Here is a 23579-nt window from a genome sequence, read left to right as displayed (position 1 = left end):
ACCCTGTCGTCGCAAGCAAGGAAGAAGAGGCAATGGGCCTGAATCTGGAAACTCTGATTGGTATTCTGGTAATCCTGATTCTGCTGATTCTGGCAGATGGGTTGCGCCGCATGTTCCGTGAACGCCAGGGGCAGCTGCGGATGCGCATCGATCCCCGCTTCCGGGATGCGCCAGAGGAAGAGGACGAAGAGGATTACAACCCGGAGGTGATTGGCACTTCCCGGGTGGTCCGTCGTGGTGAGCAGCCAGTGTATGCTGACGACCCGGAACCTGCCGAACCGGATGTGTTGCCCCCTACCATGATGGAGCCGGACGAAGCGGTTAGCGAAGCCCGTTCTGCAGAGCAGCAAAGCCTGTTTTCCGGGGACGAGCCTGAAGCAGAGCCTGAACCAGTTCTGGCCCATGTGGAGCCCGAACCTGTCCCGATGCCAGAGCCTGAACCGGAACCTGAGCCCGCACCGCGAGTCGAGCAACCGGCTGCCCGCCAGCCGGAACGCCCCCGTGAGCCCCAGCCTGTGCTGGAAGTGATCGTGGTGCATCTGATCGCCCGTCGCGGTGAGCCCTTTGCCGGCAACGAGCTACTGCGTATGTTGCTGGAATCCGGCCTGCGCTACGGCCAGATGAACATCTTCCACCGCCATGTGAAAGTGGATGGCAAGGATCAGCTGCAGTTCTCCATGGCCAACGCCGTGGAGCCGGGCACCTTCGATCTGGATACCATGGAAGACAAGACCTTTGCCGGCGTGACCTTCTTCATGAAGCTGCCGGGACCGACAGATGCCATCGGTTCCCTGGACAAGATGCTGTCCATCTGCAAGCGCCTGGCGAGCGAACTCAACGGCGAACTGAAAGACGAACAGCACAGCGTGCTGACCCCGCAGACCATGGAACACCTGCGTCAGCGGGTACAGGAATTCGAACGCCGCCAGCGGGTACCGAGTGCGTAACAAGCCGCAGCATGCATCACGCAGCACGCAACACGCGTAAAAGCAAAATCGTAGGGCGGAAATTGCTGAAGGCAATCTCCGCCGTTTTTTTGGCGGAGATCGGCTCGCGCCGGTTTCCGCCCTACGGGCGAAGCCTCGGGTTTTCGCTGTTAACTATTCACTATTAACTGTTCACTGCCCTCAAACGTGACTCATAACAACGACCTCTCCCAAAAAGCCCAATCCCTCCGCGACCAGCTCAACGACTGGTCTTACCGCTACTATGTTCTTGATGATCCTGCGGTTCCCGATGCGGAATACGACCGCCTTTATCGGGAGCTGAAGGCACTGGAGGAGGCCAACCCCGAGCTGGTGACGGCGGATTCGCCGACCCAGCGGGTGGGGGATGTGCCGCTGGATGCCTTTGATCAGGTGCAGCACGAAGTGCCCATGCTCAGCCTCGACAATGTGTTCGAGGATGATGAACTGCGTGCCTTTGATCAGCGCGTTCGCGAGCGTCTTGATGTGGATGGGGATATCGAATACGTGGCCGAGCCCAAGCTCGATGGCCTGGCTATTTCCCTGTTGTATGAAAACGGTGAGCTGGTGCGAGCCGCTACCCGCGGCGATGGCCAGACCGGTGAGAATATCACCACCAATGCGCGCACCATCCGGTCGGTGCCGCTGACTCTGAGAGGCGATACTATCCCGGCCAGGCTGGAAGTGCGCGGCGAAGTGGTCATGCCCCATGTCGGGTTTGCCAAACTGAATGAGCGCCAGGAAGCGGCGGGGCAGAAGGTCTTCGCCAACCCGCGTAATGCCGCGGCGGGCAGCCTGCGTCAACTGGATTCCCGGATCACCGCTGAGCGTCCACTGGAGTTCTATGCCTACTCCATGGCGCAACTGGAGGGCGTGGACGAACCGGCGACGCATTCGGGCATGCTGGACATGCTGCGTGACTGGGGCCTGCGGGTGAATCCGGAGGTTCGGGTCTGCAGGGGCGTGGATGAGCTGCTGACGTTCTATCACAGCATTCTCGACAAGCGTGATGGGCTGGACTACGACATCGATGGCGTTGTCTACAAGGTGGACCGTTTTGACTGGCAGCGCGATCTCGGTTTTGTCAGCCGTGCCCCGCGCTGGGCCACTGCCCACAAGTTCCCGGCCCAGGAAGAGCTCACCGTACTGAATGGTGTGGACTGGCAGGTGGGGCGTACCGGTGCGCTGACGCCAGTGGCTCGCCTCGAACCCGTGTCCGTGGGCGGGGTCACCGTCAGCAATGCCACCCTGCACAACATCGATGAAATCCAGCGTCTTGATATTCGCGTAGGCGATACCGTGGTGGTATACCGGGCCGGGGATGTGATCCCCAAGGTGGTGCGTGCGATCCCGGAACGACGTCCTGCCAATACCGAGACGATTTCCCTGCCGTCCCACTGTCCGGTGTGTGGCAGCGACATTCTCCGTGGTGACGGGGAAGTGGTGGCCCGCTGCACCGGTGGTCTGATCTGTGGCGCCCAGCAGCGCGAAGCGATCAAGCATTTTGCTTCCCGGCGGGCTATGGATATTGATGGCCTGGGCGACAAGCTGGTGGATGCGCTGGTGGATCAGGAACTGATTGCCACCATCGCCGACCTCTACCGTTTGAAAGCGGAGCAAGTGGCGGGCCTGGAGCGCATGGGCGAGAAGTCGGCGGATAACCTGATCGCGGCCCTGGAAGCCTCAAAGAAGGTCTCCCTTGGCCGGTTCCTGTTTGCGTTGGGCATCCTGCAGATTGGTGAAGAGACGGCCAAGAACCTGGCGGATTGTTTCGGGGATCTGGAAACGATTCGTCGTGCACCGCCGATGCTGTTGCTGGCGGTGCCGGACGTGGGTATGGAAGTGGCCAAGGCCATCGGCGCTTTCTTTGCCGAGGCGGATAACGAAGCGGTGATCGATGGTTTGCTGACGGAAGGTGTATCGCCCCAGTCCAGCGGTGAACCGTCCGCGGCCTTTACCGGTACCCTGACCCTGTCGCACCTGCTCAAATCCGCCAAGCGTCTGGGTATGGATCTGGAAGGCATCGGCGACAAGTCGCTGGAGACCCTGGCAAGCCATTACAAGACGGTGGCCGAGCTGGTGGCCGGTGCTGCGGAAGGTGCCGGTGCAGAACCCAAGGGGGTGCGTTCCGGTGTCATGTTGCAGCTGCGCAAGGCACTGGCAGAAAACGATTGGCAGGCACGACTGGAACAGGCGGAAGCCATGGCGGCAGAACTGCAGGCCCGGGCGCCGGAACAGGCCGAGAGCAAGCCCCTGGAAGGCCAGACCTGGGTGCTCACCGGTACCCTGGAACAGTTCACCCGGGATCAGGCCAAGAAGGGCCTGCAACAACTGGGTGCCAAGGTGGCGGGCTCGGTGTCGAAGAATACGTCGATGGTGGCGGCGGGGGCCTCTGCGGGTTCCAAGCTGGCCAAGGCGGAGTCTCTCGGGGTTGAGGTCTGCGATGAGGCGGCGCTACTGTCATTGTTTGAAGAGCACGGGATTGATCCGGGAGCCTTATGAAAATTCATCTGACGTTGTTGTTGCTGGTAGGGATACTGGGTGGTTGTGCCAGTACCCCCACCAATACCGACAATGTCTGCTCGGTGTTTGATCAGCGTGGCGGCTGGTTCAACAACTGGTACAAGTACGCAAAAAACACCGAGAAGGAATACGGGGTGCCGGTGCCGGTACTGATGGCCACCATCTACAAGGAATCCGGTTTCAACGCCAAGGCGAAACCGCCAAGAACCAAACTGCTTGGCTTCATTCCCTGGAAACGCCCCTCCAGTGCCTACGGTTACGCCCAGGCACTGGACTCTACCTGGGACGGCTACAAGAACGCCACCGGCCGCCGCGGCGCGGACCGCGATGACTTCAAGGATGCCGTGCAGTTTGTGGGCTGGTATCACTACCAGAGCTACAAGAAAAACGGTGTTCCCCGCAACGATACCTACAACCTCTATCTCAATTACTACGCCGGCCACGGCGGCTATGCCCGCGGCACCTGGAAGAACAACAAGTGGATGAAAGGCGCCGCCCAGCGCACCGCGCAGATGGCTAACCAGTACCAGCAGCAAATGCGGGGCTGCGGCAGGGGCTAGCGGTTAGCTACAAGCTACAAGCTACAAGCTACAAGCTACAAGCTACGCTTGATTGGATGGAAAACCCTGGAAAAGTTCACGGGTTTCTGCATTTCTACGAAGCCGCTGTAGGAGCTTGCCTGCAAGCGATCCGAGCCCAAGCGAGGTAAGAATTCCAGAGACGCCGTTCGAACTTCAGGAAATTGAGGTGCGAATCTGCTGTTAGGGTGGTCTCCCCTAGATGGCTCCCCTTCTGGTATTCCGGCCATTCCCAGGTATGGGAATGGCGCTCCAGCGGGCAAAACATGTTTTGCAAACCCCCGCTTCCGCCCCCTTACCCCGACTCCGTTCGACCCGCTCCGCGGGCACACTCCGGTACTCACCCTGTGACGGACGCAAAAAAGACTCGCTCCGCTCAGACAGGTTTTTTGCTCTACGCCGTCACAGGGCTCCGTTCCTCGACTCACTCTAACGGGGAAGAGGCCGTGCTGGTGTCATTGGTTCATTTTCATGGCTGAGCGCCTGAAGCGAGCAGGGATATGCATGTCCTCATCCTCAATTAGCCGTTGCTGCAGGGGCTAACGGTTAGCTACCAGCTACGCTCGATTCGCCCCTTGGAAGCGAGCGCCGAATCCCAAAACCCTTTGGTCCGTAAGGTTTGGCCTTTCGCAACTCGAAACTCGAGACTCGCTTCTGCGTCTATGACCAGACCCCTCCCTTCGGTCGCCTCGCTTCGCTCGGATCGTCATGCAAGCATGGACTCCTACATGGCAGAGGGCTGGAGGTTCGTGGGGTGTGGAGATGGCGTGCGGCGGATTTTGCCAAACAAACCGGTGAATCGTGGCGCCAAACTTGCTAGGTTAGGCAAAACCTTTATCGCGTTGCGCCTTGCAACCTGAAACTAGCTCCTGCAGTAGGGTGTTGTTTGGATAACGAATCCATCGTTTACGGCTGTATCAAGCATTTGCCTTTTGGCTCCATTCAGGAGCGCAAGGCCAGCTGTTTCCAGAATCGCAAAGCCATTCGCCAGTTGCCCCAGGCGGATGAGTGGCCGTTTTTGTGCCGGGAAATGTTTTCCGTGCCCGGGGATGACCTCATGGGGGGGACTTTCCAGACCCAGGTTATCCATTTTGGTATGTCCTACCGTGCGGTGGAGTACGAATGGGAGCACTGGATCGCCAAGTTCGAATCCCTGCTCAAGAATATGTACTGGGTCAACGCGGTGGTGCACCTGGAGACCGAACTTTCAGGCTTCCACACCTTCGTTTGGGACAGCGCCGATGTCTGCCACGAACCTTCCGATATGCCGTTGAGGGTGAGATGTGAGTGGGCAAGGGAAGGGGCGATTTCTTGAGTTAACAGTTAACAGCGAATAGTTAACAGCGTCGCGAAAAGCGACTTTAGGTTCTTAAACGTATGAGGCCGCGCCCAAACTTTGGGCGCGGCCTCATACGTTTAAAGATGCACGGCGTTGCTCGCGCAACTGTTCACTATTCACTGTTAACTGTTCACAGCCTCTTCCGCCTGCTCCTTGCCCATCACCGACACGCTCTCCGTGACCTCATCAAACACCACAAAGGCGTCGCCTTGTTTCAGTTGCTGGCGGACCTGCTCCACCTTGGTGCTGGTGGCGATTTCGTGGTCGCCGTAGTCGGTGCCGTCGCGGGTGACGAATTCCTCGATGAGGTTGTCGAGGGTGTCGGCGGGGATGTCTTTCCAGGGGACGATGAGAGGCATAGAGATCAGTTAATAGTGAATAGTGAATAGTTAATAGCGAAAAGCGCCAGCCGGCGGAGGTGTTGTAGCCTTTACCGGGTTCAGGAGCGAGTAGCGAGTAACGAGTTTCGAAAGGCAAAATCAAAACAAGAACCCGCGATGGTGTTCGGCTTTGATTTTCGCTACTCGAAACTCGTACCTCGTCACTGCTTTTAGATGATCAACAACTGCACCCCGGCCGCCAGAATCACGATCCAGCTGGACAGGACGCCTAGCTGGCGGGGGCGGTTGGCGCTGGGTTTCGGGAACAGCATGCCGTAGCCGTAGAGGGCGCGGCCGGCAACCAGGGTGATGCCGTAGAAGTGCAGGGCACCGTCGCTGGCGCCGTTGAGTTCCAGCAGGGCCATGAGGATCAGGGCCAGGGGCACGTACTCTACCGTGTTGCCGTGGGCGCGGATGGCGCGGTTGACGTCTTTGTGGCCGCCATCCCCAAGGGAGACTTGTTTGCCCAGACGGAAGCGCACCACATTGGCGGCCAGGGCGATGACAAGGAAGGCGCTCAACGCGGCGTAGATAGCGGTAATCGGCAAGCTGACAAGGTTCATGGTTTCCACTCGGGTTGTTTTCGTCGTTTGCGGACAATAAACCGTTCCGGGGCCAGGGCGTCAACCAGTTGTTGGTCTGCGGGTAACGGTGTGGTGCAGATCAAGTCAGCGATCAGCTCGGCGCATAGTGGGGTGCCGGTGATGCCGCGGCTGCCATGGGCGATGTTCAAATACAGGCCAGTGGCAGGGCGGTGTGGGTTGTCATTGGCTACGGGGAGGGGGCCGCACAGGGGCAGGAAGTCGATGCTCTGACAACGGAAGGCTACACGCCGGTCGGCAATCTCGATGTCATCTCCGCCCAGTTCCTGCCAACGTTCCGGTAGATAATGTTTCAGCTGTGCCAGGTTCTCGGCATCGTCGGCTTCGCTGGCGGTCGGGTCGGCATTATGCAAATTGAAGGTGGCGCCAACACAGTGCAGGCCATTTACTGCTGGGGTCAGGTAACCGCCGTGGCAGCGGGCCTGCTGCCACTGGGCAGAGGCCTCGGTGGCGCGGCAATAGCTGACCTGGCCACGAATGTGTTTGAGCGGCAGCCATTGCAGGTCGGGCAGGTTCGCGGTGGCGCCAGCGGTGCAGAGGACGATAGCGTCTGCCTGGTGCTGGCTGCCGTCGGTGAAGGTGGCAGTGGCAGGGGAGCCTTCCTGGATGGCGCTCACGGCTGACGTGAGCAGGGTGATGTCGGGATGCTCAAGCAGATAGCGGCACCAGGCGGCGGGGCTCAGATAGCCGCCGCCCACCAGTTCGGCGGCGTTTTCTCCGGCCGTGCGCAGTAGCTCTTCTGGCCAGGCGCCGCTCTCCATGGCCTGACTCAGTTTGTCTTGCTGTTTGTCGTCCACGAAGTGCTGAATCACGCCGTTGAGCGCCCCATTCTCCGGTATCGCGGGGAAACCGTGCCGCTGCAGCCAGCGCAGGGCGTGACCGTAACTTTGCTGGTAGAAACGGTTCTGCGGCGTCAGGTGGGCACTGGGGGTGCTATAGACCACCCCGGCCAGATTGCCGGAGGCCTTGCTGGCAATGCCGGCAGGATCGCTGACGGTGACCTGGCAACCGTGCTCCGCCAGTGCTCTGGCGGTGGTGGCACCGGCCAGCCCGGCACCGACCACCAGGACGTTGGGCATGCGCTGCTGTCTGGCGGGGCTGTGTTCCCCGACCCTGCCGGTGAGCATGTGGCGCTTGTGGCCAAAGCCCTTGCGCTTTTCCATGGTGAAGCCGGCTTCCTGCAGGCCGCGTCTGACAAACCCCGCGGCCGTGAAGGTGGCGAGGGTGGTACCGGGGCGGCTCAGCCGGGCCAATTCCGCGAACAAGGCCGGTTGCCACATGTCCGGGTTGCAGGCAGGAGCAAAGCCGTCCAGAAACCAGGCATCCACCGGATGGTTGAACATTGGCCAGAGCTGTTCCGCCTCACCATAGAGCAGGGTAAGCGTGATGGATGGGTGCAACTGCAGCCGGTGCAGGCCCGGGGTCGGTGCCGGGTATTCGGCCAGTAATGTCAGGGCAAGGTCGCCGAGTTCCGGCCAGTGGGTTAGGGCAGTCTGCAGATCTTCCTTGCGCAAGGGGTGTTTTTCTACCGAGACCAGATGCAGTCGTGCCCCGGAGGGAGCCATAGCCAGAAATTGTTGTGCGGCGAGCAGACAATTGAGCCCGGTCCCAAAACCGGTTTCGCCGATGACAAAATACTGCCCGGGTTGCAGCGCCGCGAAGCGTTCCGCCAGCCGGTTGCCGTCAAGAAATACGTAACGACTCTCCGCCATGCCATCCTGCCGCGAGAAGTAGGGGTCATCATAGTCCGAGGCAACGGGGGTGCTGTCCTGCCATTCGATGTTGGCGGGCTGAATGGGGGCGAAAGTGGTGAGAGACATGGTAATTAGCAACAAGCCTCAAGCTACAAGCTGCAACGCGGTTCCGGGGCGTCGTATGTGAAATGCCTGACCCGCGACGAAAAGTGAGGCGCAGTTTCTGGCGTAAAAGCGAAATATACAGGCCAAAGACTTTGGCTGCGAGGGACAAGCTACAAGCCTCAAGCTGCAACGCGGTTTCGGGGACGTCGTATCAGGGATGCCTGAGCCGCGACGAAAGGTGGGGCCTGTCCAGTTCAAGGAATGAAATTACAGGTCGGGGGCTTTGGCTGCGAGCTACAAGCTACGCTTGATTGGATAGCCCCCCCCTGGAAAGTTCCCGAGCCCCACATACTTGGCAGCACGGAACGATGAGGTGGTTCGTTTGGCTCGTGCTTCGCCTCGTGTTGCAGCTTGAAGCTTGTGGCTTGTCGTTATTCCTGCGCCGCCCTGAATTCCGCCAGGCTGCGCTTGGCGTGCTGCATTAGCCAGCGGGAGCTTTGCTGGTAGCTGGCGTTGCTGATACGGATAAAGGCGCCGTCTACCAGGGTGATCAGCAGGGATTGGTTCTGGATGGGGCGGTTGGGTTCGATCCAGCGCATTTGAGCCTGAGCGGCGGGCTGGCCTTCCAGATCCAGCAGGGTTTCACTGAGAATGGAGAGAGCATTGGCCGGGTTGCTGAGGGCTCTTTGCACTCGACGTTGTCTCGCTTCACTGTAGTAGCTGGCGACTGCGCGGTGAGGATCCATGTTGTCCCAGCCGGTGGGCAGGCGGGTGAGAACCAGTTGCAGGCTTTCCTGATGCTCTTCACCTACATAGCGGAAGGTGCGGGCGCTGGTGGAGCTGATTTCACCGTCCAGTTTGAGTCCGGCGAGGGTCTCGGGAATGTGGAATCGGGACAGATCCGTTTGATTGTCCGGCAATGGCTCGGCAATGCTATGGGCCGTATCCTGATCAGCAGACAGCGACGGCAGCTTTCTGGCCTGCAGCATTTCGCCGCTCTGGTCTTTTTGTCGGGCACTTTGGCAGCCTGATAGGGATAAAACGGCTGTAATAAGCAATAAATAGCAAACTTTTACAGTTTTGGGGCGTCTACTGGTGCAAGGTATTGTTGTCATCAGTGCAGTGTCGTGGTGTCGCAACGATTATCCAGTGGCAAAGTGAATTGTAGCCCTTTCAGGGACTGGCCGATGGAAAGACCATCACATAATGGATTGCATACGGGAACCGCGATGGCCATGTTGTTTGCCATCGTCACGGTGCCGTTTCTGATTGCCATGGTGCTGATTATTCAGTACCGCATGCAGATTCTTGACGCCAATGCGACCATGCGCAAGGACCTGGCGCTTTTCGATAGCGGTCTGTCGGCTATGCAGCCCTTGCAGGACATGCGCGATTTTGCCCCGGTGGCGATTCACACTCAGGACCCTGAAATCCTGTCCCGCTATGAGCTCAGCCGCGCGCGTACCGCCAGCCGCCTGCATGCTTTTCTGGAGCAAATCCGGGAACGCGATTTGCCCGCCATGAATGACCAGGCCGGGCTGATCAGTGAAAGCTGGGCTGGTTTGACCGTCAAGACAGGGATTCCCATTGAGGATGTGTCCGGGCCATTTGACAACGTCAATCAGGTAGCGGATCGGGTGGCGAATACCCTGTCTACCATCCTCTATATTTCTGATATGTCCATTGGGCCTGGACTGCAGCCCAATGAGGTGCTGTCGTTGCCGATCAGTTCCTTTCGCCAATGCGAGGAAAATATCGGTCTGATCCGGGCGCTGGCGCTGTATGTAAGCCTGCGTGGCGGTTATCTGGGCGATAACGATGCGCGCCGCCTGGAGAGTGCCTGGCAACAGTTGCAGCGTGAGCTGACCATCATTGATGGTGAGATCAAGGCACTGGCTGCCCGTACCGGGGCAGTACAGCTTCAGCAACAATGGCGGCTGGTACGTCGGGAGTTGCAGACTTTCCTCGACTGGACAGAAAACGATCTGATCCTGTCACCGCAGATTACCCTGACCTGGGAGCAGGCCTACGATCGAAGCCGCCATGCCATGCAGTCTCTGGACGGTATGTCGGACATGCTGGTGGAGTTGGCCAACAACCTGCTGACGGCGTCCCGCCAGGACCGTATCAATGAATCGGTACTGCTGCTTGCGGGTGTGGTGCTGCTCTATCTGCTGGTGCTGGGGCTGGGCATGATGGTCTACCGCAATAATTCCCGGGCTATCAGTGCTCGGGCGGAAAGTCAGGCCAAGGATCTGTTTCTGGCACGAATGAGCCACGAGATCCGTACGCCACTGAATGGCGTAATCGGGCTGGCGGAGCTGTTAAGGGAAACCGATCCATCTCCCCGGCAGCGGGAATACATCACGCTGATTGACAGTGCCGGCCGTACGCTCAGTGCCTTGATCAATGACGTGCTGGATTTCGCCAAGATCGAGGCCGGCAAGCTGGAACTGGTGTATGAACCCTTCGATCTGCCCGGACTGTTGCTGGAGTGCGCACAGATGTTCCAGCTTTCGGCCAGTGACAATCAGGCGTTGGTGCTGCTGGATGTGGATACCAATACCCCGTCGTCTGTGGTGGGAGACGAAGTGCGGTTGCGTCAGGTGCTCATCAATCTGCTTGGCAATGCGGTCAAGTTCACCCGGGGTGGCAGGGTGGTGCTGTCTCTGAGCTGCCGTTATTCGCCGGGGGAGGACCCGCTGCTCACGTTTGCCGTGACGGATACCGGTATCGGTCTGAGCCAGGAAGAGCAGTCGCGGTTGTTCCAGCATTTCTCCCAGGCGTCCCCGGACACCTCCCGGCGTTTTGGTGGCACAGGGCTGGGCCTGTCCATCAGTCATGAGCTGGTGGGGTTGATGGGTGGTGATATCCATGTGGACAGTGCCCCGGGGCGGGGCGCCCGGTTCAGCTTCAGTGTCCAGATGCACGTGGATGAGGCAGCCATTCCCATGGCGGAGATGAGTGCACCGGCCTCCATGCTCTGGGATGTGCAGGATAATCTGGCCGGCTGGATTGCCGAAGATACCCGGTTCCGCAATGTGTATTGCCTGCAGCACCTTCCTGATATGGATTCGGTGCCAGCAGAGTATCGCCACCACCTTTTGATCAACGGCCTGCCAGATGAGGAGGCCTTGAGGACGGTATTGGCATGGCTGCAGGCCAATAGCCCTGATACCACGGTGATTCTGATGATGGGTATGCGTACCGGGGTACCGGACTGGTTGCCCGCACAGGTGCGTTTGTTGCGCCGCTCTGTGTTGACTCTCCATGAGCTGTTGCACTTGTTTAGTGGCGGTATCCCGGTGGGCGGAACGCCAACCCGCCATGAAGTGGTGAACTCCATTGAGCAGCTGAATGTGCTGGTCGCGGAGGACAACCCCATTAACCAGCTGGTGACCCGCGGCTATCTGGAGAAACTGGGGGTGGAGCAGGTGGTGATGACCAACAATGGCAAGCAGGCGCTGGACGTGTTCCACGACAGCGAAGTACCGTTTGATCTGGTACTGATGGATCTGGATATGCCGGTGATGAACGGGTTTACCAGTGCTGCGGCCATGCGCGAAGTGGAAGAGGAGGAGGGGCGCCAGCCTTGCCTGATTCTGGCGTTGAGCGCCCATGCGGTGGACGAGCAGGCCGGCGCGATCCGTCGAGCCGGCATGGACGGCCAGATCATCAAGCCGTTGTCTCTGGCAGCCATGTCCCGTGTGCTGTCAGATTATCTGGGGATCAGGGCATAAGATATTCGAGATAATCCTGCACGGAAGCCGGCAGGAAAGGGCTACTGAAGATCAATGCCGCCAGACCCAGCAACATCCCGCCATCCGCAGCCCAGGCAAGACTGCCCCGCAATAGATGTACAGCGAGCCCCATACTGGCCAGCAGTGCACCGGAATAGACACAACCAAGACTGACCAGTTGCAGTGACCAGCGAATATCCAGTGTGGCGATCAGCATGCCAACCAGGGTCAAGGTGACTGCCAGCAGGGTCAACGGGCTGAACCGCCGTGTGCGTTTTGCTGGCATGTGGCTGAGAAATGGGCTGTTCATGGTGGTAACGGACATGGTGAGCGTTTCCTTTTATCCAGCATCCATGCCGGGTGGGTGATCATTTCTGAGAAACCTGTTTACTCGCATCGAATCAGCAAGTTGCGTGCCGATTTCATTCAATTGGGGACAGTAGGGGTGTTTTCTCCCTTAAGTACCCGTTTTTCCTAGGGAAGCTACGCTTCTGGTATGGCAAAGATATGAATGTGGCCCGAATTTCGCATTGTCTTATGTCATAAAAGATCAATCTTTTTGCATCAGAATGGTTACGTTGAGTAATTATTTGTTCGTATAATCGGCTCCCGTAACCGATATTTTGGCTAACCAGACAGCAGAGGGAAGCGTCATGCGGATTCTTGCAGGTGCAGTGTTACTGGCTTGTGCGTCCATGTCTCAGGCTCAAGTGGATCAGTCCGTGGCAGGGCAGTTGTGCCTGGCGGCAACGGAAGACAGCGCTTTCGGGGTGCTGGTTGATGGTTTTATCGAGCGTGATGAGCTGGATGTTTCCGGTGGTGAAGAGTTGCTCTCGCTTCAATGTGGCCAGGGACAGACTGTCTTCTCCCGGATGGTATTGAACCGTCAGGCAGAGAACCTGGAGTATGCCGTGATCGATATGGGACTGAGCCTGTCATCCTCTCATGTGCAGCTGAATGGCAAGTCTTTGACCCTGTCGGATGCAATGAAATCACTCGCCGATGAGAGCGATGCCGAGACCCGCGAGTTCGTGGACAGCTACTTGCAGGATCTCGCCGACGAGGACTTCAACCCGAATCTGCTGCTGACGCTGAAGTAAGCGCCCAGCCCAAACTGAAACGCCCGGCTATGACCGGGCGTTTTGCGTTCAAGGGCAGGAACGAGTTCCGAGTCACGAGTTTCGAAAATCAAAAGATCACAATCTGGTACCCTCCCTTCGGTCGCCTCGCTACGCTCGGTTCGTCCCTCAAGCGGGACTCCTACAGCACGGATCTGACGTTGTTGCTGGCGGTTAGCTGTAGGAGCCTGCCTGCAGGCGATCCGAGCCCTGGCGAGGAAAAAGAGGGTTGCGAGCTACGAGAAGCGAGTTTCGAACCCCAAAACCCTTTGGCCCGAGCGGTGTGGCCTTTCGCACTTCTAAACTCGTAACTCGCTTCCGCGCCCTTGCCTCGCTGCGCTCGTTTCTCTCCCGCGCCTCCCACCGCTATAATCACGGCCGCAATCGGCTAACCGGGAACCTCATGTCGGATCAGCAGGACAACATCTACGCCACTGCGCACCAGCAGGTGGAACGCTTTTCGTTTGATGAGACGGTGGTGCGGGTCTTTCCGGACATGATCCGTCGGTCAGTGCCCGGCTACCCTTCCATCATCGATATGATCGGGGTGCTGGCGGCCCGCTATGCCCAGCCGGATACCTGTCTTTATGATCTGGGCTGTTCCCTTGGGGCGGCGGCCACGGCCATGGCGGCGTTGACCGGTGACCAGGGCAACCCGGTGATTGCGGTGGATAATTCTCCGGCCATGATTGATCAGGCGGCGTGCTTGCTGGAACATGCCGGCCTCAGCGAACGGGTGTCGCTGGTGGAAGGGGATGTGGCAGAGATGGCGTTTGAACCTTGCTCCATGGCGGTGCTGAATTTTACTCTGCAGTTTATCGCTCCTGAGCGCCGTGATGCCTTTGTCGAACGTCTCGCGGCGGCCACGGTGCCCGGCGGCATTCTGGTGTTGTCCGAGAAGATCCGCTTTGAGGATGAAGCGGAGAATACCCTGCAGACCGAGCTGCACCATGCCTTTAAACGCAACAATGGCTACTCGGATCTGGAGATCAGCCAGAAGCGCACTGCATTGGAAAACGTACTGATTCCCGAGACGCTTCTGGACCATGAGGCGCGCCTGCGCCGGGCCGGTTATCGCCATATCCATGTGTGGTTCCGCTGCTTCAATTTCATGTCATTGCTGGCGGTGCGCTGATTGGCGTGACCTGCCGACACTATTCAAAAAGATCAGGCCAATGAATCTGGAAACCTATCTGCAGGACAGCGGTGCTGCCCTGGCCGACACCTTTGCCGAGGCGCCCCTGGAGCAATTGATCGGGCTGACCCGGGAGCGGCTGCTGGAGCGTCCCCACGGTGATTTGCCGCGCTGGATGGCAGCATTGGAGGCGCTGCCGGCTGGCCCGGCGGACTGTGATCTGGGAGTGGATGCCCTGCGCATTGGTCAGTCAGGAGAGCATGACAAGGGAGCGGTGAAGGCGGCGCTGGAAGGGCTGATTCCCTGGCGCAAGGGGCCGTTTGATTTCTTTGGGGTGCCGGTGGAAACCGAGTGGCGCTCTGACTGGAAGTGGCAGCGAGTGGCGCCGCACCTGTCGCCGCTGGACGGCCGCCGGGTACTGGATGTGGGCTGTGGCAGTGGTTACCACTGCTGGCGCATGGCGGCCGAAGGGGCGAAACAGGTGGTGGGGATTGATCCGACGATCCTGTTTCTGGTGCAGTATCTGGCGGTGAAGCGTTTCGCTCCCGAGGTGCCCGTGTGGTTCCTGCCGGTGCGCATGGAAGAAATGCCGGCGGATCAGCAGAACTTCGATACGGTGTTGTCCATGGGGGTGCTGTACCACCGGCGATCACCACTGGACCATATTCTGGAATTGAAAGGGGCTTTGGCGAGCGGCGGCGAGCTGGTGCTGGAGACCCTGGTGGTCGAAGGCGATGCTCAGACGGTGCTGATGCCGGAAGACCGTTATGCGGCCATGCGTAATGTGTTCTTTCTGCCTTCGGAGGCCATGCTGGAACTCTGGCTGCAGCGTTGTGGCTTTGTGGATATTCGCTGTGTGGATGAGTCCACCACCACGATAGAAGAGCAACACGCTACTGACTGGATGCGTTTTCAGTCGCTGCCGGATTTCCTTGATCCGAATGATCCTGCCAGGACCCGGGAGGGCTATCCCGCGCCCCGGCGGGCGGTGTTAGTGGCCCGAAAGCCCTGAGCCAATGCCAGTAGAAAGATCCAGCAGGTGGTCCACCAGCTTCATTCGTTCGCTTTCCGGCAGCTCTGACAGGGCAGGCTTGAGGGCATCCAGCAATTCGTTATCACCTTTGCGGCGAGCCTGGGATAACAGGTTGGCCGTCAATGTCTCCGTCGGTTCCAGGGGGACGTTGAGCGCTTCCCGTGCCTGATCGGAGAGCAGCAGCTGGGCATCATCGCCACTTTCCACACTCCCCAAACTCCCCACACTCTCCAATATGGCCAGGGTCGCGTCGATCAGGGGGTATGGATCGGCGCTTTCCAGTTGTTCGCAGCCATGCAGGGCGATACGCAGTGATACCTCCACCTGGAACTCATCCAACTGAAACTCTTCGCTGGCAAAGCGCGACAACAGGCGTTTGGCCAGTTGGTGGCCGCCGCGGACATCGGTGGCGGGTAGGACTACCAACATGACGTGATTGTCAGCATTGGTTATCAGCAGATCTTCACAGCGCTTGTACTGCTGCAAGTGCTCGGCAAGCAGGCTGACCAGCGTTTCCATGCGCGCCTCTCCAATGTCGGCACGCAGCTTGTCCAGTTCGGCCACGTCCAGAGCCAGCAGGCTGACAGGGTGCTGATGGCGGTGGCATAGCGACAGGGCTTGCTGAATGGCAAGCTGGTTGTGACTTTCTATGCGGTTTTGAAGGGGCTCGGAAGTCATTGGCACATAGATCCAGACAGGTAAGATACTGTTCCTTCGATTATATGGCATCCTGCCATCAACTATCCTATTCGTTTCCCTGTGCACTGACAGTCGGTGCATACTTTATTTAACAACAATGCTGGAGTTTGTAACGCTGGACAGCCACATGCTGTGGGTGGACTGTCAGTGACGAATACCGGTTTTCAGAGGGGTGTCATGAGTATCATCGCGATTGTAGCCAGTGCGGTTCTGAGTTCCCTGTTTACCCTGTTGGTGGTGGGCATCTGGGGGCATTTCTATTTTCAGCCACGTCTGCGCAATACCCTGCAGCGTGAGCTGGATGAGCAGGTGGAGTCTGCCGCACAGGTCATTTCCGAACGGGTGGAAGAGGGCGTGCGACGCGGTCTGGTGGATGGGGTGCGCAACCTGCCTTCCCGTGAGGTCCTGGAAGGTGCCAGCCGCAGTCTGGCCCGTTCTGGAGCCGAATTGGTCAGTGAGCGTCTGGGGCAGATTTTCGGTGGTCCGCGCAAGAAAGACTAGGGCGCCAGCAGGAGCGAGTTGAACGTTGAAAGGGAAAAAGCAGCTTCGAGCTATGAGCTATGAGTAAAGTCAAAAGCCAAAGCGGGGCTGCTGAGTTGGGGGGGGCGGATATTTTTGTGGGAGTGTGCTTGCAGGCGAAGGGGAGGCTATTCGCTTGCAAGCATACCCTGACGAGCACAGAGAGCTCCCACATTGGGGATAGCATTCCCTGGTTGTCTGCCTTTCACGTCCGACTTCGGACGTCAGACCTGCCAGTTTTCCCACGCTTGCGCGATGAATTTAATTTCTGGCCGGTAGCAGCCGGGCGACCAGGCAGGCAATACCCAGGCTGAGCATGGCTAGGGACAGCACATCTTCCTGCAGAGCGTGCCAGGTGACGCCCCACAGATCGGCAGCCTTGAGTACCGAAAGCAGCACCAGCAGGGTGCCGGTGAGGGTGAAGAACAGATCCATCTTGCGGTTGCGGCGCAGTTCGCCGCGCATCTGCTGAAGCTCTTCCAGAATGTCTTCCTGCAGTAATTGCTGATGGGCCACCTGTTCAGCCAGCTGGCCCATCTGTTCTGGCAGGGTGGCCAGCTTTTCCAGCCACACCGGGTCTTCACGGCGCAGAACTGCCAGCAGTTCCTTGAGGCGGACATGGTCATCCAGCCAGTTGCGTATCAGGGGCCAGAGGCTGAATTGCTCGATCAGGGCGGTGAGCTGGCGGATCTCTTCTTCGTGACCGGAGACGCGCAGTTCTTCCTGGTCTTCCAGTGGGGTATTGGAAAACAGCCAGTGCAGCATGCCACCCAGAGGACCACGAATACGCACGTCCACATTGCCTTCGTATTCCGGCAACAGTTCGATGCCATCCTCGTAGATCAGCACATACAGCACCCACATGGGACGTTCAGCGCGAATGCGCACTACGGTGCCATGCAGGTCGGCGAGATGCTGCTGTCCCGAGGGCGTAGCGGTAAGCGCCTGATTGAGTGCACTTTCCAGTCCACCAAGCACAATCAATTGTGGAAAGCTACCGGTTTGGGGCATGGGTACTGACGGTTCCTGTTCTAAATGAGACCGCTTTGTTTAGTTCGGTCTTCTTAATGTTGCCAAAAATTACGTTATCTTGCTTATATTTGGAAACCCGGCTCCCTATACTATGCATTTTCATAACAAGACAACATTGGCTTATTTGACCGGGATGGGTGAACACGCAATCTGTTTACATTCTGTCGCCACTGTTACTCTGCGGCAGCCCTTGGAGGGGAGTAGTTTATAAATGCTGGAATCATTGCTAGCGTACCCGGACTTCTGGAAGTACGTCAGTATTCCTTTTATTGCCGGTGCCGTCGGCTGGACCACCAACTGGATGGCGGTTCAGATGACTTTCTATCCCCTTGAGTTTCTGGGGATCAGACCGTTTTTTGGCTGGCAGGGGATTATCCCGTCGAAAGTCGAGAAGATGGCAGGGATTGTTGTCGACAAGGCTCTTTCCAAACTCGGTAGTCTGGATGAATTTTTTCGTGAGATGGAGCCGGAGAAGATCGCCGCGCACCTGACCCGGACTATCCAGGGCCGCATTGAAGAGTACACCGATGAAGTCATGACTGAGCGCAATGCGGTGCTGTGGGAGAATCTCCCGCTGCTGGTTCGCAAGCGTGTCTATAGTCGTGCCCGTCGTGCCATTCCGTCCGTGATGGACAGCGTGGTAGATGACATCAGCCGCAACCTGGATAGCCTGGTGGACATGAAACACATGGTCACCACGCAGATGGCGGAAGACAAACAGCTGATGGTGCAGATGTTCCGTGAAGTAGGGGATCCGGAGTTCCGCTTCGTGACCAATTCCGGGCTGTACTTCGGTTTCCTGTTCGGTCTGATCCAGGTGCCGGTGTTTATCCTGATGCCGGAAAACTGGGTGTTGCCGTTCTTTGGCTTCATTGTCGGGGTCGCTACCAACTGGCTGGCCCTGAATCTGATCTTCCGTCCCCTCAACCCGGTGAAAGTGGGGCCGTTCCGGGTTCAGGGACTGTTCCTCAAACGTCAGAAGGATGTGGCCGAAACCTTTGCACGCCTTTCCACCGAGGAAGTGATCACCCTGCGCAATATCATGTATCAGGTGGTCAACGGGCCTCGTGGTGATCGCACCAAGGCGTTGATCAAGCGTCATCTCAAGCCGTTGCTCAATGGCGGAGTGGTGCGCACGGCTGCCCAGCTGACGGTTGGCCCGGAAGGCTATGCGGACCTCAAGAAAGCGGTGGAAGAGAAAGCCGTGGATCTGGCGGTGGAGCCTTTCGAGGATCAGGGTTTCAACCGCGAACGCGGCGCTCTCGTCGAGAAGATCATGTCCGACCGGATGCAGGCACTGAGCTCGGAAGAGTTCCAGGATCTGTTGCGTCCTGCCTTCCAGGAAGATGAGTGGATCCTGATTGTAGTCGGTGGTTTCCTGGGCGCCATGGCTGGCCTGTTCCAGCTGGTGGTCATGTTCGGGGCCGCTTGATGGAAACGCTGCAGATCGACATTGCCACCCTCGGGTGGCTGTTGTTCGCAGCGGCGGCGGGGTCATCTATCCTGACTCTCATCATGGTCGCCATACTCGGGCATTTCGTTGTGGCTCCCCGGGTAGAGCGAAAGATTGATGTTCGCCTCGAGGAGGGGGCACAGCGCCTCGAGGAGAATATCCGCAAGCGATTGGTGGATCTGTTGACCGGGCGTTCGAAGGAAGTGATTCGTGATCGCGCCCGGGATCTGGCGCGGGGCATGGGCCTGATTGGTGGTGCCCGGCGACCGCCTGCGGATGACCGGGATGATGATCCGGGTCACTAAACTGGTGAGAAATTGATCACATAAACATTTCGTGCCAGATTGTTGGACAACTCTTCTGCTATCATATTCCCCCTTTCCTATAATTCCTTCCACGCGTTGATGATGTTGTGTGTTGTTCCCGCTGCATTCGCTCGTGGAATTGCCTTCGGGAGTTTGGACTATGTCCGATGAAAATCAGAACGACAAAGACGGGCGTGTGGGCCCACTGAAAGCACTGACGGGTGCTTCCAGAGACATTCGCAAGTACACCCATCAGATCTGGCTTGCCGGTCTGGGCGCTTTCGCTCGCGCTGAAGAAGAGGGTAGTGGCTTCTTTGATGCTCTTGTGGAAGCGGGCCGTGAGGTGGAAAAACAAACCAAGGACAAGACTGAGTCCAGGGTTGAAGAGATTAAGGAACGGGTTCGCCACCATACCGGCGAGACCATGGAAAAAATGGAACGGGCCTTCGATGATCGGCTAAACAAGGCATTGTCCCGTCTGGGCTTGCCGAACAAGCGCGAAGTCGAAGAGCTTGAAAAACGGGTGCTGGAGCTGACTCAGGCTCTGGACAGCGCGGAAGAAAAGGCGCCCCCGGCGAAAAAGTCGCGCAAGAAAAGCGACTGATCCAACCAGTGTTGTAGCGCACACCGCTAACCCCTTAGTGGTGTCTTTTGACGGGTACCCGCCTTGGGTACCCGTTTTTTTTGGCTGCTCTTCGGCTGCATCACGCTTCACGCAACATGTTGTCCAGCCTGCTGTGGGAACGTAGCGCAGCGGAGTAACGCACGCAGTGCGGGCCGAAGGGTGAGCGGAGCGAATAACCTGCCTGCAGGCGATCCGAGCCCAAGCGAGGTAATCAGTTTCGAGTTACGAGAAGCGAGTTTCGTAAGGCCAAACCCCAAAACTCGCACAAGACCGACGCTCTTTGATTTTCGAAACTCGTCACTCGCTTCTGGAATCCTTACCTCGCCAAGGCTCGGATCGCTTGCAGGCAAGCTCCCACAGCATGTTTTAGCGAGTGTTTTGCCGATGCAAAAAGGCGTCAGGCACTCAACCGTCGCAAATCACCAATGAAGGCTTCGCCTCCCTTTGCTAGTATCCCTGAGCATTGATTGCCGCCGTGTTGGCTTTGGAGAGAAAGTGTCTGATTGCGTATTGTTTTCCGAAATTCCCACCGCCTGTGGTCGCGTTATTGCCCGGGCTACCCTGAACGCTCCCAAGGCGCTGAATGCGTTGGGGCTGGACATGATCCAGGCGCTGGCTGCAAAGCTGGATGAGTGGGAGCAGCGGGAAGATATTGTTGCCCTGTGGCTGGATGGCGCAGGCGGCAAGGCTTTCTGTGCCGGCGGCGACATCGTGCAGATGCACAAGTCCATGGTGAAGCATGCGGGGGAAGGGCGTAATCCCTTCACCGAGCAGTATTTTGCCGAGGAATATGCGCTGGATTACCGCCTGCACCGCTCGGAGATCCCTGTGGTGGTGTTTGGCGACGGTATCGTCATGGGCGGTGGTATGGGGTTGTTGCAGGGGGCAGACTTCCGTCTGGTGACTGCACGCTCGCGCATGGCCATGCCGGAGATCACCATTGGCTTGTTCCCGGATGTGGGCGGTAGCTGGTTCCTCAATCGTCTGCCCGGCAAGACCGGCCTGTTCCTGGGGCTCACCGGTGTACATATCAACGGCCGTGAGGCCGTGGAGGTTGGTTTGGCGGACCGTATGGTAAACGGCGATGCGGATTCTCTGCTGGCCAGTCTGGCTGAGCAGCACTATAGCGCTGAAGCCCGTGACAACAAGGCAGTGCTGTACCGGTTGTTCAAGCAGCAGGCGGCGGACATGGCGGAAATTCAACGTCCGCTGGTGGATCACCTGCCTTTGATCAATTCGCTGTGTGATGGAGAGGATCTCCAGACCGTCGTTGCGCAGCTATTGTCTGCAAAGGATCGTGACAGCTGGCTGGATCGGGCTCTGGGTACACTGGAAAAAGGCTGCCCGCAGACGGCTCATCTGGTATGGGAGCAGTTGTCGCGTTCTACCTATCTGTCGTTGGCCGAGGTATTTCGCATGGAATGGAATCTTGCTGTGCAGTGCTCGCTTCATGGCGATTTCCGGGAAGGGGTCCGTGCATTGTTGATCGACAAGGACGGCAAACCCGCTTTTCGGCATCGCAGCATTGCTGATGTCCCGCGTGACTTCATTGATGGCTATTTTGAGTCTCCGGCTCCGGTCCACCCACTGGCTTTATTGGGTCAGAAGTGAGGAACCGCTAGCCGCTTAAAAGGCGTCGTAATGGCGCCTTTTTTTATGGATGGTGGATGCTCGCCAGGGTTTTTTTCCGGTTGTTTGATTTCGATTTCGATTCAGTGTTTATTTTCTTCATACCTATGGCTGAATTTCCCCTTTTGCGCTTGTTTTGTCCCGACCACTCATGAAAAATCCCCCACGGGATTTGTGGGATTAAAAATACAATCGAGGGGAAATTATGTCTGGGGGATTCAAGACCACAGCGATGTTTGTGGCTGCTGCTGTGTTGCTGTCTGCCTGTGGTGGTGACGACAGTGATGATTCGGTTGCTTTGCCACTGACGCTGGATCAGAAAGTGGCAGCGGTGACCAAGGCGAGCGACATTACTGGTGATCCGACCACCGGCCGTGTACTGCCTTCCATTTCCGAGCCGAAAGCCCAGCTGGGCATGCAGCTGTTTTTTACCAAGGCGCTGGGCGGAGATCTGGATTCTGCCTGTGTGTCCTGTCACCACCCGTTGCTGGGCGGAGGAGACAATCTTTCCTTGTCGATTGGTGTAGAAGCCGTACTGCCTGATCTGCTCGGGCCCGGTCGCGAGCACCGTTCGGATGGTCACGAATTTGATGGTGGCCCGACCGTTCCACGGAACGCACCTTCCACCTTCAATATCGTCTTCTATGACCAGGTCCTGTTCCACGATGGTCGGGTTGAAAGTCTGGACAAGGCCAACTTCAACGGCGCAGGCGATGCGATCCGTACGCCGGATTCTGCATTTGGTGTCGCAGATGCCAACGCTGGCGCGAACCTTTCTGCTGCCCAGGCCCGCTTCCCGGTTACCTCGCCTGAAGAGATGCGTGGTCATTCCTTTGAGGCCGGTAACAGTAACGCTTCGCTGAGAATTGCGCTGGAAGACCGTCTCAAAGGCGAGGACATGGAGATGGCGCTGGCCGGTATGAACGATTGGCTGGCTGCCTTCCAGGCAGGCCTGGAGGCGCCGATGGGTACCGCAGAGCAGTTGATCACCTATGACAATATCGCTGATGCGTTGGCCGCCTACCAGAATTCACAGGTGCTGGTTGAGAACCCCTGGAAGGCCTATCTGGCGGGTGACAAGTCAGCTATCAGCAAAGATGCCAAGCGCGGTGCCTTGCTGTTCTATACTCCGGTAGAGAAGGGTGGTGCAGGTTGTGGCGGTTGCCACAGCGGTGATTTCTTTACTGATGAGCAGTTCCATGTGGTGGGTATGCCCCAGGTTGGACGAGGCAAGGGGGATGGTGTCGCTGTGCCTCATGACAATGACTACGGCCGTTTCCGTGAGACGAATGAAGACGATGACAAGTTCGCCTTCCGTACCCCGCACTTGCTGAATGTGGCCAAAACCGGCCCGTGGGGGCATGCCGGTGCTTACACGTCACTGGAAGCGGTTGTGCGTCATCACCTGAATCCGCAACAGGCGTTTGATAACTACGATCTGAACCAGTTGGCGCCGTTTGTACAAACCGACAACATCGTAGCGAACACCCAGCAGGCGCTGGACCAGTTGGAAGCGCTCCGTCTGGCAGGTAAATCGAGCCTGGTAAATGCAGAGCTAAGCGATGAGCAGGTAGACCAGTTGCTGGCTTTCCTGCATGCGCTGACCGATCCCTGTCTGGATGATCGCGATTGCATGGCCAAATGGATTCCGGGTGATGATGTGCCGGATCCGGATGGTCTGCGAGTGCATGCTCTCGGTACGCTGTGATCGGGAACGAATGATAAAAAAGGCGCCATGAGGGCGCCTTTTTTATGCCGCTTCGCGGCTACAACACGCTTCACGCAACATGCGGCACGCAAAGATCAAAAGCGGATTCGCCACAGAGGCACAGAGTTCACTGAGGGCGAATATTGCTGTAGAAGCCTGCCTGCAGGCGATCCGAGCCTAAGCGAGGTAATGAGTTTCGAGTTACGAGTAGCAAGTTTCGAAAGGCAAAACCTCAAACCTCTTGCTAGGTTGTTATTTTGTGATTTTCGAAACTCGGTACTCGAAACTCGCTTCTGGAATCCTTGCCTCGCTTAAACTCGGATCGCTTGCAGGCAAGCTCCCACAGCAGGCTCAAGCGAGTCTTTTCCTATGCAAAAAGGCCCGCCCGGTAACCCGG

21 protein-coding genes are annotated in these 23579 nt (G+C 57.8%); 14 read left to right on the top strand and 7 right to left on the bottom strand.

Translation table 11 applies throughout. The features are described 5' to 3' along the window. The first annotated feature begins 32 nt into the window (after positions 1-32). From zipA to MWU49_RS03695, 4 genes are all read left to right on the top strand, one after another. Complete coding sequence (zipA, locus tag MWU49_RS03710) at positions 33-947, top strand: cell division protein ZipA (RefSeq protein WP_246968323.1); 915 nt, start codon at positions 33-35, stop codon at positions 945-947. 186 nt (positions 948-1133) lie between these two features. Next, the gene (ligA, locus tag MWU49_RS03705) at positions 1134-3467 is read left to right on the top strand and encodes an NAD-dependent DNA ligase LigA (RefSeq protein WP_246968320.1); all 2334 of its coding nucleotides are present in this window, start codon (positions 1134-1136) and stop codon (positions 3465-3467) included. Continuing rightward, the gene (locus tag MWU49_RS03700; RefSeq protein WP_246968317.1) at positions 3464-4048 is read left to right on the top strand and encodes a transglycosylase SLT domain-containing protein; all 585 of its coding nucleotides are present in this window, start codon (positions 3464-3466) and stop codon (positions 4046-4048) included. Before ligA ends, MWU49_RS03700 begins: the two co-directional genes overlap by 4 nt. Positions 4049-4952: 904 nt before the next feature. Next, entirely contained in the window at positions 4953-5381 is a 429-nt protein-coding gene (locus MWU49_RS03695) for a hypothetical protein (RefSeq protein ID WP_246968314.1), read from the top strand. 146 nt (positions 5382-5527) lie between these two features. Here MWU49_RS03695 and MWU49_RS03690 read toward each other — a convergent pair whose 3' ends face one another. From MWU49_RS03690 to MWU49_RS03675, 4 genes are all read right to left on the bottom strand, one after another. After that, positions 5528-5764, bottom strand: a complete 237-nt coding sequence (locus MWU49_RS03690; protein WP_246968311.1) for a YheU family protein — start codon at positions 5762-5764, stop codon at positions 5528-5530. Between the two features lie 191 nt (positions 5765-5955). Beyond that, positions 5956-6348, bottom strand: a complete 393-nt coding sequence (locus tag MWU49_RS03685; protein WP_246968308.1) for an MAPEG family protein — start codon at positions 6346-6348, stop codon at positions 5956-5958. Further along, complete coding sequence (gene mnmC / locus MWU49_RS03680; protein WP_246968305.1) at positions 6345-8207, bottom strand: bifunctional tRNA (5-methylaminomethyl-2-thiouridine)(34)-methyltransferase MnmD/FAD-dependent 5-carboxymethylaminomethyl-2-thiouridine(34) oxidoreductase MnmC; 1863 nt, start codon at positions 8205-8207, stop codon at positions 6345-6347. The genes MWU49_RS03685 and mnmC overlap by 4 nt, the downstream gene beginning before the upstream one ends. A gap of 410 nt (positions 8208-8617) precedes the next feature. Then, a complete protein-coding gene (locus MWU49_RS03675) occupies positions 8618-9175 on the bottom strand; it encodes a hypothetical protein (protein WP_246968302.1) in 558 nt (185 codons plus the stop codon). A gap of 240 nt (positions 9176-9415) precedes the next feature. On the opposite strand from MWU49_RS03675, the gene MWU49_RS03670 reads away from it, so the two are divergent. Next, positions 9416-11926, top strand: coding sequence for an ATP-binding protein (locus MWU49_RS03670; protein WP_246968299.1), 2511 nt, complete (start codon positions 9416-9418; stop codon positions 11924-11926). On the opposite strand, the gene MWU49_RS03665 is transcribed toward MWU49_RS03670, so the two are convergent. Then, positions 11916-12251: a hypothetical protein gene (locus MWU49_RS03665; RefSeq protein WP_246968296.1), complete on the bottom strand. Its 336-nt coding sequence runs from the start codon at positions 12249-12251 to the stop codon at positions 11916-11918. The genes MWU49_RS03670 and MWU49_RS03665 overlap by 11 nt on opposite strands. A gap of 328 nt (positions 12252-12579) precedes the next feature. On the opposite strand from MWU49_RS03665, the gene MWU49_RS03660 reads away from it, so the two are divergent. The 3 genes from MWU49_RS03660 to cmoB all read left to right on the top strand — a co-directional run bounded on the left by MWU49_RS03660 (position 12580) and on the right by cmoB (position 15191). Next, entirely contained in the window at positions 12580-13026 is a 447-nt protein-coding gene (locus MWU49_RS03660) for a hypothetical protein (protein ID WP_246968293.1), read from the top strand. A gap of 421 nt (positions 13027-13447) precedes the next feature. After that, positions 13448-14179 (top strand): carboxy-S-adenosyl-L-methionine synthase CmoA, encoded by a 732-nt coding sequence (gene cmoA, locus MWU49_RS03655; RefSeq protein ID WP_246968289.1) that lies wholly within the window; start codon positions 13448-13450, stop codon positions 14177-14179. A 40-nt stretch (positions 14180-14219) separates the two neighbouring features. Then, positions 14220-15191, top strand: coding sequence for a tRNA 5-methoxyuridine(34)/uridine 5-oxyacetic acid(34) synthase CmoB (gene cmoB, locus MWU49_RS03650; RefSeq protein WP_246968287.1), 972 nt, complete (start codon positions 14220-14222; stop codon positions 15189-15191). Here cmoB and MWU49_RS03645 read toward each other — a convergent pair. After that, positions 15171-15890, bottom strand: coding sequence for a diguanylate cyclase (locus MWU49_RS03645; RefSeq protein WP_246968284.1), 720 nt, complete (start codon positions 15888-15890; stop codon positions 15171-15173). The genes cmoB and MWU49_RS03645 overlap by 21 nt on opposite strands. A gap of 198 nt (positions 15891-16088) precedes the next feature. Here MWU49_RS03645 and MWU49_RS03640 point away from each other — a divergent pair, with 198 nt between their 5' ends. Next, positions 16089-16412 carry a hypothetical protein gene (locus tag MWU49_RS03640; RefSeq protein ID WP_246968281.1) on the top strand — a complete coding sequence of 108 codons (324 nt, stop codon included), beginning with the start codon at positions 16089-16091 and terminating at the stop codon, positions 16410-16412. A gap of 279 nt (positions 16413-16691) precedes the next feature. Here MWU49_RS03640 and MWU49_RS03635 read toward each other — a convergent pair whose 3' ends face one another. Further along, a complete protein-coding gene (locus tag MWU49_RS03635; protein ID WP_246968279.1) occupies positions 16692-17441 on the bottom strand; it encodes an SCP2 sterol-binding domain-containing protein in 750 nt (249 codons plus the stop codon). A gap of 232 nt (positions 17442-17673) precedes the next feature. Here MWU49_RS03635 and MWU49_RS03630 point away from each other — a divergent pair, with 232 nt between their 5' ends. From MWU49_RS03630 to MWU49_RS03610, 5 genes are all read left to right on the top strand, one after another. Then, positions 17674-18894 (top strand): hypothetical protein, encoded by a 1221-nt coding sequence (locus tag MWU49_RS03630; RefSeq protein ID WP_246968277.1) that lies wholly within the window; start codon positions 17674-17676, stop codon positions 18892-18894. Next, positions 18894-19220: a hypothetical protein gene (locus tag MWU49_RS03625; RefSeq protein ID WP_246968275.1), complete on the top strand. Its 327-nt coding sequence runs from the start codon at positions 18894-18896 to the stop codon at positions 19218-19220. Before MWU49_RS03630 ends, MWU49_RS03625 begins: the two co-directional genes overlap by 1 nt. A gap of 160 nt (positions 19221-19380) precedes the next feature. Then, positions 19381-19824 (top strand): phasin family protein, encoded by a 444-nt coding sequence (locus MWU49_RS03620; RefSeq protein ID WP_246968273.1) that lies wholly within the window; start codon positions 19381-19383, stop codon positions 19822-19824. 516 nt (positions 19825-20340) lie between these two features. Continuing rightward, positions 20341-21456: an enoyl-CoA hydratase/isomerase family protein gene (locus MWU49_RS03615; protein WP_246968271.1), complete on the top strand. Its 1116-nt coding sequence runs from the start codon at positions 20341-20343 to the stop codon at positions 21454-21456. A gap of 223 nt (positions 21457-21679) precedes the next feature. Continuing rightward, positions 21680-23182, top strand: coding sequence for a cytochrome c peroxidase (locus tag MWU49_RS03610; protein WP_246968269.1), 1503 nt, complete (start codon positions 21680-21682; stop codon positions 23180-23182). The last annotated feature ends 397 nt before the right edge of the window (positions 23183-23579 follow it).

The organism is Alcanivorax sp. S6407, from assembly GCF_023016115.1.
Taxonomy (GTDB): domain Bacteria; phylum Pseudomonadota; class Gammaproteobacteria; order Pseudomonadales; family Alcanivoracaceae; genus Alcanivorax.
This window is presented reverse-complemented; position numbering and strand designations above follow the sequence as displayed.

Excerpts from the sequence above, each read along its gene's own strand:
- zipA (WP_246968323.1), top strand. The coding sequence starts at position 33 with ATGGGCCTGAATCTGGAAACTCTGATTGGTATTCTGGTAATCCTGATT.
- MWU49_RS03700 (WP_246968317.1), top strand. The coding sequence starts at position 3,464 with ATGAAAATTCATCTGACGTTGTTGTTGCTGGTAGGGATACTGGGTGGT.
- MWU49_RS03690 (WP_246968311.1), bottom strand. The coding sequence starts at position 5,764 with ATGCCTCTCATCGTCCCCTGGAAAGACATCCCCGCCGACACCCTCGAC.
- MWU49_RS03685 (WP_246968308.1), bottom strand. The coding sequence starts at position 6,348 with ATGAACCTTGTCAGCTTGCCGATTACCGCTATCTACGCCGCGTTGAGC.
- mnmC (WP_246968305.1), bottom strand. The coding sequence starts at position 8,207 with ATGTCTCTCACCACTTTCGCCCCCATTCAGCCCGCCAACATCGAATGG.
- MWU49_RS03675 (WP_246968302.1), bottom strand. The coding sequence starts at position 9,175 with ATGCTGCAGGCCAGAAAGCTGCCGTCGCTGTCTGCTGATCAGGATACG.
- MWU49_RS03670 (WP_246968299.1), top strand. The coding sequence starts at position 9,416 with ATGGCCATGTTGTTTGCCATCGTCACGGTGCCGTTTCTGATTGCCATG.
- MWU49_RS03665 (WP_246968296.1), bottom strand. The coding sequence starts at position 12,251 with ATGTCCGTTACCACCATGAACAGCCCATTTCTCAGCCACATGCCAGCA.
- MWU49_RS03660 (WP_246968293.1), top strand. The coding sequence starts at position 12,580 with ATGCGGATTCTTGCAGGTGCAGTGTTACTGGCTTGTGCGTCCATGTCT.
- cmoA (WP_246968289.1), top strand. The coding sequence starts at position 13,448 with ATGTCGGATCAGCAGGACAACATCTACGCCACTGCGCACCAGCAGGTG.
- cmoB (WP_246968287.1), top strand. The coding sequence starts at position 14,220 with ATGAATCTGGAAACCTATCTGCAGGACAGCGGTGCTGCCCTGGCCGAC.
- MWU49_RS03645 (WP_246968284.1), bottom strand. The coding sequence starts at position 15,890 with ATGACTTCCGAGCCCCTTCAAAACCGCATAGAAAGTCACAACCAGCTT.
- MWU49_RS03640 (WP_246968281.1), top strand. The coding sequence starts at position 16,089 with ATGAGTATCATCGCGATTGTAGCCAGTGCGGTTCTGAGTTCCCTGTTT.
- MWU49_RS03635 (WP_246968279.1), bottom strand. The coding sequence starts at position 17,441 with ATGCCCCAAACCGGTAGCTTTCCACAATTGATTGTGCTTGGTGGACTG.
- MWU49_RS03630 (WP_246968277.1), top strand. The coding sequence starts at position 17,674 with ATGCTGGAATCATTGCTAGCGTACCCGGACTTCTGGAAGTACGTCAGT.
- MWU49_RS03625 (WP_246968275.1), top strand. The coding sequence starts at position 18,894 with ATGGAAACGCTGCAGATCGACATTGCCACCCTCGGGTGGCTGTTGTTC.
- MWU49_RS03620 (WP_246968273.1), top strand. The coding sequence starts at position 19,381 with ATGTCCGATGAAAATCAGAACGACAAAGACGGGCGTGTGGGCCCACTG.
- MWU49_RS03610 (WP_246968269.1), top strand. The coding sequence starts at position 21,680 with ATGTCTGGGGGATTCAAGACCACAGCGATGTTTGTGGCTGCTGCTGTG.